This window comes from Alloscardovia theropitheci (assembly GCF_004332295.1).
Lineage (GTDB): Bacteria > Actinomycetota > Actinomycetes > Actinomycetales > Bifidobacteriaceae > Alloscardovia > Alloscardovia theropitheci.
On the sequence record NZ_RXLP01000004.1, the window covers coordinates 178,120 to 188,496 of the forward strand.

General features: G+C 44.7%; 6 protein-coding genes and 1 tRNA gene. 4 read left to right on the forward strand and 3 right to left on the reverse strand.

Annotation, left to right across the window (positions count from 1 at the left end; genetic code table 11):
* Positions 1-421: 421 nt before the first annotated feature.
* From EJ419_RS01860 to EJ419_RS01870, 3 genes are all read left to right on the forward strand, one after another.
* A complete protein-coding gene (locus EJ419_RS01860; protein WP_131283214.1) occupies positions 422-2,896 on the forward strand; it encodes a phosphoketolase in 2,475 nt (824 codons plus the stop codon).
* A gap of 240 nt (positions 2,897-3,136) precedes the next feature.
* Entirely contained in the window at positions 3,137-4,849 is a 1,713-nt protein-coding gene (gene pta, locus EJ419_RS01865; RefSeq protein WP_131283236.1) for a phosphate acetyltransferase, read from the forward strand.
* Between the two features lie 130 nt (positions 4,850-4,979).
* A complete protein-coding gene (locus tag EJ419_RS01870; RefSeq protein ID WP_131283215.1) occupies positions 4,980-6,212 on the forward strand; it encodes an acetate/propionate family kinase in 1,233 nt (410 codons plus the stop codon).
* A 92-nt stretch (positions 6,213-6,304) separates the two neighbouring features.
* Here EJ419_RS01870 and aroA read toward each other — a convergent pair whose 3' ends face one another.
* Together aroA and EJ419_RS01880 are read right to left on the reverse strand one after the other, a co-directional pair.
* Complete coding sequence (gene aroA / locus EJ419_RS01875; RefSeq protein WP_131283216.1) at positions 6,305-7,639, reverse strand: 3-phosphoshikimate 1-carboxyvinyltransferase; 1,335 nt, start codon at positions 7,637-7,639, stop codon at positions 6,305-6,307.
* 26 nt (positions 7,640-7,665) lie between these two features.
* Positions 7,666-8,787 carry an ABC transporter permease gene (locus EJ419_RS01880; protein WP_131283217.1) on the reverse strand — a complete coding sequence of 374 codons (1,122 nt, stop codon included), beginning with the start codon at positions 8,785-8,787 and terminating at the stop codon, positions 7,666-7,668.
* Positions 8,788-8,973: 186 nt separating this feature from the next.
* On the opposite strand from EJ419_RS01880, the gene EJ419_RS01885 reads away from it, so the two are divergent.
* Positions 8,974-9,047: transfer RNA gene (locus tag EJ419_RS01885), tRNA-Pro, on the forward strand.
* A gap of 77 nt (positions 9,048-9,124) precedes the next feature.
* On the opposite strand, the gene EJ419_RS01890 is transcribed toward EJ419_RS01885, so the two are convergent.
* On the reverse strand, positions 9,125-10,377 hold a 1,253-nt coding region (locus tag EJ419_RS01890), incomplete at its 5' end, for an Mbeg1-like protein (protein ID WP_131283218.1).

The following is a 10,377-nucleotide window of genomic DNA, read 5'->3' on the forward strand; positions in this document are numbered from 1 at the left end:
CCTGTTCTTTAAGACATTAGAGTTCTCATCAATTCCAATATAAATTGGACTCGCCATAAACATTTAACTACACACGATTCATCGGTCAGATGCACACAGAAACTGCGACACGCACACAGTTAAATAAAGAATAAAAAATATTAACATTTTCCGCACAAACGCTCCAAAAAGGAAACATTGACGTTATGCATTGCTGTTATTGGCATATCGAGTATTTTTTAGATTTTTTTACGTAACTTATTGAAACATAAATGAACATTGGACTCATTTATTCTTAACATTTTAACACAGAACGTACCGCCAATAAACAGATATTTCTCCATAAGTCATAACCTTCCCATAAAATTATATGCGTATGAGTAAGGCAACCGCCTAACTCTCTTAAGTAAATATGCACCTATTTGCAGGAGGCAAGGACAATATGACAAGTCCTGTAATCGGTACTCCATGGAAGAAGCTGGACGCTCCAGTTTCTGAGGAGGCTTTGGAAGGCGTAGACAAGTACTGGCGCGCTTCTAATTATCTTTCAATTGGTCAGATCTACCTTCGTAGCAATCCTTTGATGAAGGAACCATTCACCCGCGAAGATGTAAAGCATCGTCTCGTAGGTCACTGGGGTACTACACCAGGTCTGAACTTCCTCATCGGTCATATCAACCGCCTTATTGCTGATCACGGTCAGAATACTGTAATCATCATGGGACCTGGTCACGGTGGCCCTGCAGGTACTGCACAGTCTTACCTCGATGGCACCTATACTGAGTACTTCCCAGAAATCACCAAGGATGAAGCTGGCTTGCAGAAGTTCTTCCGCCAGTTCTCTTACCCAGGTGGTATCCCATCTCACTATGCACCAGAGACTCCAGGTTCTATCCACGAAGGTGGCGAGCTTGGTTACGCTCTTTCCCATGCTTACGGTGCTGTAATGAACAACCCAAGCCTCTTCGTACCAGCAATCGTTGGTGACGGTGAAGCTGAAACTGGTCCTTTGGCTACTGGTTGGCAGTCCAACAAGCTCGTAAACCCACGCACAGATGGTATCGTTTTGCCTATCTTGCACCTTAACGGTTACAAGATTGCTAACCCAACCATCCTTGCTCGCATTTCCGATGAAGAGCTTCATGAGTTCTTCCACGGTATGGGTTATGAACCATACGAGTTCGTAGCAGGCTTCGATGACGAAGATGCAATGAGCATCCACCGTCGTTTCGCTGATCTCTTCGAGACTGTATTCGATGAGATTTGCGATATTAAGGCAACTGCTCAGACTAACGATGTAGATCGTCCATTCTACCCAATGATCATCTTCCGTACTCCTAAGGGATGGACTTGCCCTAAGTTCATCGACGGCAAGAAGACTGAAGGTTCTTGGCGTTCTCACCAGGTGCCATTGGCATCTGCTCGTGACACTGAGGAGCACTTCGAAGTTCTCAAGAACTGGCTCGAATCTTACAAGCCAGAGGAGCTCTTCGACGAGAACGGTGCTGTACGTCCAGAAGTTACTGCTTTCATGCCTGAAGGCGAATTGCGTATTGGTGAGAATCCAAATGCTAACGGTGGACGTATTCGTGAAGAACTTGACCTCCCAGCTATCGAAGACTACGAAGTTAAGGAAGTTAAGGAATTCGGTCACGGTTGGGGTCAGCTCGAGGCAACTCGTAAGCTTGGTGAGTACACTCGCGACATCATCAAGCGCAACCCAGATAGCTTCCGTATCTTCGGACCTGACGAGACTGCATCTAACCGTCTCCAGGCAGCATACGAAGTTACCAAGAAGCAGTGGGACAACGGCTACCTCTCAGCACTCGTTGATGAGAACATGGCTGTTACTGGTCAGGTAACTGAGCAGCTTTCCGAGCATCAGATGGAAGGCTTCCTCGAAGCTTACCTCCTCACTGGTCGTCATGGTATCTGGAGCTCTTACGAATCCTTCGTACATGTAATCGACTCCATGCTCAACCAGCACGCTAAGTGGCTCGAAGCAACAGTTCGTGAGATTCCATGGCGTAAGCCAATCTCCTCCATGAACTTGCTTGTTTCTTCCCACGTATGGCGTCAGGATCACAACGGCTTCAGCCACCAGGATCCAGGTGTAATCGACATCCTTCTTAACAAGAACTTCAACAACGATCACGTTGTTGGCATCTACTTCCCAGTTGATTCCAACATGCTTCTTGCTGTTTCTGAGAAGGCATACAAGTCCACCAACAAGATTAACGCTATCATCGCAGGTAAGCAGCCAGCTGCTACTTGGTTGACTCTCGACGAAGCTAAGGAAGAACTCGAGAAGGGCGCTGCTGAGTGGAAGTGGGCTTCCAACGCTGAAGGCGACGACGTTCAGATCGTTCTCGCTTCCATCGGTGATGTTCCAACTCAGGAACTCATGGCAGCTGCTGATAAGCTCAAGGGCTACGGTATCAAGTACAAGTTCGTTAACGTTGTTGATTTGCTTGCTATTCAGAATGCTTCTGAGAATGATGAAGCTCTCTCTGATGAAGAGTTCACCGAGCTCTTCACTGCTGATAAGCCAGTTCTCATGGCATACCATGCATATGCTCGCGAGGTACGTTCCCTCATCTGGGATCGTCCAAACCACGACAACTTCAACGTACATGGTTACGAAGAGCAGGGTTCCACCACTACCCCATATGACATGGTGCGTGTGAACAACATCGATCGTTACGAACTCACTGCTGAAGCACTTCGTGCAGTTGACGCAGACAAGTTCGCAGCAGAAATCGAAAAGCTCGAAGCATTCCGTACCGAAGCATTCCAGTTCGCTGTTGACAACGGTTACGATCACCCAGACTACACTGACTGGGTATGGTCCGGTGTCCAGACTGAAAAGCCAGGTGCTGTTTCTGCTACAGCTGCAACTGCAGGTGACAACGAGTAGTTTTAGCTACACAATTGTTGCTTAGCATGTAAGCACTGGAGGCTCCCATCATCCGGGAGCCTCTTTCTATTAGCTATTAGGTTTTCTTATTATTCTCTTTCATCAATATTGCGTCTCAGTATCTACTCATTTTCCCGACTGCTTCGCTCAATTCTTGAATTTCGGTAGTGTCTTCTATATCGCTGTCTAAAATAGGATATGTTTGTTGCCTAAGCTTGTATTGATATTGTTTGCGCAATGATGTTCAAGCAATCACATAAAGGAGTAACAGTGAAGACTGTTTTTATTGCTAGTCCTGAAGGACAAAACGGCCGCAATGTCGTTGCCGCTGGTGTAACTGCCGCTTTAGCGACACAGTTTACGACTGCATCCTTCCGTCCAATTGTATGTCATAAGGATACTTTTACTCAGCATCTCATTGATTTGGGTGGAGCAACTCAGACTTTTGAGCAATCTCGTGTAGTTTGCCCTAACCGTGCCACACGTGATCATGAAGCTGCACGCGGTGATATCTCACGTGCTTGGGAAACTTTCATACCATCAGTTCGCCCTGAAGCAGTCGTCATTACTGGAAGCGACCATCATGCAGTATTTGATCCAGAAGGATTCGTTCTCGACTTACAAATTGCCGCAGATCTTCAAGCGCCAGTATTCCTTGCAATTTGCTGTATTCCTCGTAATGCAAAAGAGGTTCGCCGCACTTTAGATGCATGTATTGCCCGTACGCATAAAGCAGGAAGCTCTGTTGCTGGCGTTTTCATCACGGGCCTAGATACAAATGACGACGAGAAATTACAGTCTCTTACACAAGAACTTGCAGATTTATCTTATCCACATTGGATTATTCCTGCTCATGCTTGTAAGGAAGCCGAAGATATCGCACCATCTGTGCAGCTTTTCCAAAAAGCTGCTCCTACCGAGGAAATTCTTTCAGCTCTTGATACAACATTTAAGACTCCTACTACCCCATTTGCTTTCCAAGCACAGCTGCTTACTAAAGCCGCTAACGATAAGCAAACAATTGTACTTCCTGAAGGCGAAGAAGACCGTATTATCAAGGCTGCGGATTACCTTCTCGAACGTGATATCGTTAATCTCATTATCGTTGGTAACAGTGAAGAAATTCTCAAGCGTGCTGGCGAGTTAAATCTTAAGAATCTTTCTAAGGCACGCTTCCAATCAATGGATGATGAAGAAGTTCTTGTCCCTATGGTCGAAAAGCTTGTGGAGTTGCGCGCTCATAAGGGAATGACTGAAGAGAAAGCACGCCAAACTCTTAGTGATGCTTCCTTCTTTGGCACAATGCTTGTCGTGCTGGGCCAAGCTGATGGATTAGTTTCTGGTTCTATTAATTCCACAGCAAATACCGTTCGTCCTGCTCTTCAAGTTATAAAAACAAAACCTGGTCAGTCTCTCGTCTCAGGCGCATTCCTTATGTGCTTTGAAGATCATGTAGCTGTATTTGCAGATTGCGCGATTAATCTCAATCCTAATGCGGATCAGCTCGCACAAATCGCCTTGCAATCTGCACAAACAGCTCGCTCATTTGGAATTGAGCCACATGTAGGCATGCTCTCATACTCTACTTTGGGCTCCGGTTCTGGCCCTGATGTTGACCTCGTTACTGAGGCAACACAGAAGGAACGTGACCTTGATCCTGAACTCAAAGTAGTAGGACCAATCCAATTTGATGCAGCATGGTCACCAGAGGTAGCTCTCACCAAGGCACAAGGAAACGATATTGCTGGTCATGTCAACGTCTTTGTATTCCCAGACCTATCTGCTGGAAATATTGCTTATAAAGCTGTACAGCGTTCTTCTGGTGCACTTGCTATCGGACCAGTTTTGCAAGGACTCAACAAGCCAGTCAATGATTTATCGCGCGGTGCTTTGGTAGAAGATATTATCAATACTATTGCACTCACAGCAGTTTATGCTCAACAGGATAAGTAGATTCGGCTGGTAAAAGAAAAACCATCAATTACTCGGTACGGGTTGGCAAATGTCATGCGCACTTAAAAAGTAGCCCATACCGAGTAATCTTTTTATTGGATAATAATCAATTCAGATTGGAGGACGAGCAGTGGCAAAGACAGTACTCGTTATTAATTCCGGTTCTAGTTCAATTAAATATCAGCTCGTTGATTTGGAGAGCGGAGAAGGTCTCGCATCTGGGCTTGTGGAAAAGATTGGCGAACCAGTCAATGGTATTTATACTCATAAGTACAATGGCGAAAAGCATCAATTCGAGGATGAAGTAATTAAGGATCACGAGCAAGGTCTTAAACGAGTTCTCGCTTTCTTCGACGAGTACGGCCCTGATTTGAAAGAATACGATCTCGTCGCAGTAGGTCACCGTGTAGTCCAAGGTGGTTCGGTATTCCCTACACCAGCTCTTGTGACCCCTGAGAATATCCAGAAAGTTAAGGATCTTGCTGTTCTTGCACCTTTGCATAATGGTCCTGAGGCTGTAGGTGCTGAAGTTATGACCCGTTTGCTTCCTGATGTACCACAAGGCTTCGTATTTGATAGCTCATTCTTCTTCCAACTTCCTGAGGCTTCTGCAACCTACGCATTAAACAAGGAAGTTGCAGATAAGTACCAGATTCGTCGATATGGCGCTCACGGTACTTCTCACGAATTTATTGGAGGCGTAGCACCCGAAGTTGCTGGAAAAGATCCTGAAGGTCTTAAGCAAATCGTTTTGCACATTGGTAATGGTGCATCCGTCTCAGCTCAAATTTCAGGTAAGCCTGTTGAAACATCTATGGGACTTACACCGCTCGAAGGCTTAATGATGGGATCTCGTACTGGTGACATTGATCCTGCAGCCGTATTCCACTTGATTCGAAATGCTGGTATGAATGTTGATGAGCTCGATACCCTCTTCAATAAGAAGTCTGGTTTGATGGGTATGACCGGTCACGGCGATATGCGCGAAGTTCTCGCTTTGTGTGACGAAGGAGACGAGACTGCATCGCTCGCTATTGATATTTACGTTCATCGCATTGTTGGCTATATCGGAAACTACACCGCACAAATGGGCGGTTTGGATGTACTCACCTTTACTGCTGGTGTTGGCGAGAATTCTGATCCAATTCGTTCTATGGTATGCGCTAAGCTTGCTCCATTTGGAGTCAAGCTTGATGAGGAAAAGAACAAGGTTCGTTCTTCTGAACCTCGCATCATTTCTACTCCAGATAGCTCGGTTACAGTATGTGTTATCCCAACTAATGAAGAGCTCGCTATCGCACAGAAGGTAGCTAAGCTTGCTGAAGAAGGCGACGCTTACGGAATAAGTTTGCTGCTTAATTAGTGAAATATTAATAAATTATTGGGCTAGTTCTGATGAGCTAGCCCAATAATTTATATTCAGAGCGAGTAACATTCACCGGTTTATCCGATAATTCATGCAAGCATTGTCATCCACATATGCACAAAATCAGGAATCGTTTTACGTGTAGTTTCAATATTAACAACGTAAGTATTCGGCACAACGAGTCCAATCATCGCTGCAAATGTTGCCATACGATGATCAGCATAAGTTTCCATTACTTCACCATGCAACTGATTACGCGCTACGGAGGAAATCTTCAAACCATCAGATGTTTCTTCGGCATTACCACCGAAACGTTTAATTTCTGTGACTAATGCTTTTAATCTATCCGTCTCGTGTCCCCGCAAATGCGAAATACCAGTAAAAGTAGTATCAGAATTTGCCAATGCAGCCACAGCCGCTAAGGTTGGAGCAATCTCTCCAGCAGGGCTTAAATCGAGCATCCCTGCACCATTGATTATCCCATCGCTGTGTACGCTCAGAATGTGCGCGCTAGAATCATATTCAACTTGAGCTCCGAATAACCTCAAATACTGTGGAAGTAAAGCGCCAGGTTGAGTAGACTCAGCTGGCCATCTGGCAATTCTAACTTCCCCGCCTGCAATAAGAGCCGCACATACAAAAGGAGCAGCATTAGACAAGTCAGGCTCAACAACTATATGAGAGTGCAGCTGAACATTTCTAGTAGGAATTTTCCATAGGGATTGCGAATACTCAACCTGCCCACCTGCCTTCGAAATGTCATCCATAGTCATTCGGATATGTGGCATACTTGGCAGTTTCTCACCCGTATGAGTAATCGTTACTTCCCCATTCCAAGTACTCGCAGCAAGTAAAAGACCTGAAATAAATTGTGAAGAGCTCGATGAATCAATTGAAATATTCTTATCACCATCGAATGTTGAAGGCGGAATAAGAGTAAATGGTAGAAAGCCCTCCACACCGTGATATATGACTTCTGCACCTAATTGTTCCAGTCCATCAAGAACAGGCTTCATAGGGCGCTTATAAGCTTGCTCATCACCATCAAAGCGAACTGGACCGTCAGCATATAAAGCAATTGCTGGAACAAACCGCATTACTGTACCAGCCAAGCCACAATAAATCGACGTATTCCCGACAAATTTTCTATCTGCTGGTGGTATGACAGTCACAATAGTTGAGTCACGCTCATCTATAATGCATTGCACACCAAGAGTTGTCAACGCATCCATCATAAGTTCGGTATCTCGCGAACGCAATATTCCCTCAAGAGTTACCGGCTTAGAACCTAATGCCGCCAGAATCAAATATCGATTCGACAATGATTTACTGCCCGGAATTTGCATCGTAGCATCAAGAGGTTTCACAGCCACAGGAGCAAGCCAAGGTGACGAAATAGGGAACGTGTTTGTGTGATTACTCATGCATTCTATAGTAACGAATAATGAGCTTATTGCTCCAAATCAAGGCGCGCATGTCCCACTTCGTGAACAATATTTTCTGGAAGAGTTGCTAATGCTTCAAATCGGTCAGCTTCAAGTGCCGCGATTTGGCGAGAGAAAAGGATGAACCATCCCATAAAGAGGATGACCGCTAATGCTTCCACATTCGTCAAAGATGTACGCCCCGTATACCAGTAGATATAGGACACTGCTATAACTGCAAGTATGAAATCAGAAACAAAATAAAAAGAGCGAGAAAAACGCTTAACAAGCCATGGCATCCCAATCATTAGTAGTGTCATTGGAATAGCAATACCTCGGGCAAAAACATTATGTAGTATCGGATGAGGCGAATATCTAAATATTCCAATTCCCATAAACATTACTGAGGCCATAATCAGTAAGGCTGCTAAAATACCGCGTCTAATTTGAAATTCTCGAGTTGCTTCGCGTTTAAAATCATGCTCAAATAAACGATTCTGAGTCGTAAGTTCAGACAAAGCAAAGTAACTGATTATAAGCATAGTTACGCCCGTTAAGACAACAGTAAAGTTGAAAACACCTGCAGCAAAGGTAGTTCGATCACCTAACTGCGAGAAATTATTCCTCCACCAATTAGGATCATCGCTCATCATTCCAGCTAAAGTGACGCCAGAAATTACAAATCCTGGTAGAAGCGAAGCAATAGTTCGAGAATTAATCAGTACTGCCTGCACATAGACAATGTAACCGATAATTCCAGCAATGCACATAACTATGGACAGCTGATACTGTGTAAATTCACGACCGAGTAATTGGGCTATAAATCCTTGAACAGCAGCAGAAATCAGCCCTATAGATACAGCATATACAATTGCCAATGAGACCGTTTCTAGTGCTCTACGAATCAACCGCGCAAACGTTTTCTTCTGGGAACCAAAACCTTTTCTGGTATAACCAAGAACAAATACAACTGCAGCACAAATACCTAAGAAAACTGACGTGATAATAATTCTTCGAGCCGTAACGAGCCAAATCGCGTTTGCTCGACTGGTGTAAACATATGTAGCAAGCGCAACCATAATAATCGTGCCAATTGCTGTAAATATGCCTACTGTTTCTGCCCGCTGATAGCGTCCCATTTCTTGCATTTCTTATCTTTCTTATGTCGCGACTTACCTATTATTAGCCTAGACTCAGACAGCCTTATCCCTCATTATGGTATGCCCCAGTTTTTGCTTTGATACATCAAGTGCACCACATACAACACGCCCAGATGCAAAAGTTCGCACATTGCTGTATAGTTTTCTTTTGTTGAGTTCAGCTCAACAAGTATTCGGGCTGTAGCGCAGCTTGGTAGCGCGCTTGTTTTGGGTACAAGATGTCGTGGGTTCAAATCCCGCCAGCCCGACAAATTAAACCTCGCAGAAATGCGAGGTTTTTTGCTAAGTCGTGTACTTCTTATTCGACTTACAGAATTATTTCGTGTTATTTATCGTTGTCCTGGATAGTGTTTGTTATGTTATTGGCAGCATCAGTAATGGTTGAGGCTACCATGTGTCCCACATGTAATGAATTCGTTACAGCAGAATACGCAGTTTGATTCCATACGTTCGTCATATCATGATAAGTATTCGTAAAAGTTGCAATCTCACGGGCAAGCTGAGAATCTGTATTCATTGCTTGCTCAATACCAGCGTTCACTTTATCGCGTAGCCGTTCACAATCCCGCGCCACATACTGAGCCGTATTCCTATCACCGTTCGTATCGCGATCACAACGATCCCATACTTGACTTTCACTGACACCAGCCTGATAAATAGCCGACTCGATCTCCTCGTCCGACAAAGCATACAACTGTGTATGCATCATTGCGATAGCAGAACGAATCTCGCGCTCGAGCTGATGACGCATATGCTCATACTCACGCTCAATAGCCCTCTGCATGTCACAAGTATCAGAGACTAAAGCACTCATCATATACTCAGCTTGAATATAATCCAGCATAAACTGCTTCACAGGCGTCATACCCGACGCACACCGTACACGCCGATACGAGTCAATCACCCGCTTCATCTCACCCACATCAGGCTTATCCTCAATGAGGCTACCATCTTTATTCCACTGATAGCCACCCCACATATGCTGCTTAGTCACATCATGAGTATCCTTGGAACACACGTTATGAACCAGACCCACACTACCCAAGAAATCACTAAAACCCAACGCTATGCTATCTTTACTATCCACATAATTATGAGCTCTACTATTAAGCCTGGCAACCGTTTCACGCTGCTGCTTGTTCAACGTGGAATAAATATTTGGCCCTTCATACATAAAAGCACCACGAATACGAGACGGTTCCCTTGCATTCGCAATCGCATACTGCGCATTCATCGACCCCAACGAATGCCCATACACCTCAAACGACGCCGACTTATGCTCACTCATAACCCGATTCAAACACTGACTCGCCTGCCGCAACTGAGGAGTCACACCTTTAGACCCCGACAAAATCTTATCAGCTATCGGCACATCATTATCCAACCAATCCTTCTGCCATCCCGCCTTACCCGGAGCCTCAGAACCACGAAACAACACCAAATAATGATCCTCATCCGTCTTGACCACATACATCTTCAAACCCGTGGACTTACCATCCACCACCTCATCCAAAGTACCCAAAAGTTTATTGTTAGCACCATAACGAACTTCTTGATGAGTACGAGCTGATTCTTGAT